Origin of the sequence: Streptomyces tricolor (assembly GCF_002155905.1) — a bacterium.
GTDB lineage: Bacteria > Actinomycetota > Actinomycetes > Streptomycetales > Streptomycetaceae > Streptomyces > Streptomyces tricolor.
Genome location: NZ_MUMF01000877.1, coordinates 1 through 656 on the forward strand (window position 1 = coordinate 1; position 656 = coordinate 656).

The 656-nt window shown below is 76.3% G+C and carries 1 protein-coding gene; it reads left to right on the plus strand.

Annotated elements, in window-relative coordinates; genetic code table 11:
- On the plus strand, window positions 1–381 hold a 381-nt coding region (locus tag CCN44_RS41045), incomplete at its 5' end, for an Rv1733c family protein (RefSeq protein ID WP_462509669.1).
- Between the last annotated feature and the right edge of the window lie 275 nt (window positions 382–656).

The window sequence follows — 656 nt, forward strand, 5'->3', positions numbered from 1 at the left end:
GGCGGGACCGTGCCGGAGACCGACCCCGAGACCAGCTCCGCGCGCGAGGCCCGCAGCCGGGTCCTCGCGAACTGGACCGCGCCGGACGGCACCCGGCAGCACGCCCCGGTCCTCACGGATCTCGGGTCCCCCCGCCCGGGAGACCGGTTCCGGCTCTGGACCGACCCGCACGGCCGCATAACGACCCGTCCGCTGGACTCCGCCACGGCGACGACGCACGCCGTGCTCGCCGGATTCGGCGCGGGCCTGCTGACGGCGGCCCTGGTCGAGACCGGCCGGCGCATCACCGTCTGGCGTCTGGTCCGCAGACGGTACGCGCGCTGGGACCAGGCCTGGGACCGGGCGGGCCCGGACTGGGGCAAGGCGGGCACGGGCAGCTGACGGCCTTCCGGCTCTGGTCAACTCGGCGTGCACGCACACGCTACGGTGGACCGGCCGAAGCGCTTTCGGCGACAACCCGCGGGTGCGTGAACCCCGGGGCGCGCAGGTTGCCGGNNCGGCGCCCCGGCGGGCGGCGCGCCATCAGTACGACGAGGTGGGGGCACAGCAACGCCATGGCACAGGGCACGGTCCAGGTGACGCACACCGGTACGTCGCGGTGGCGGCGCCGCACGGGTGAGTACGCTTCGCTCGCCGCCGCCCTGGAGGCCGCCGCC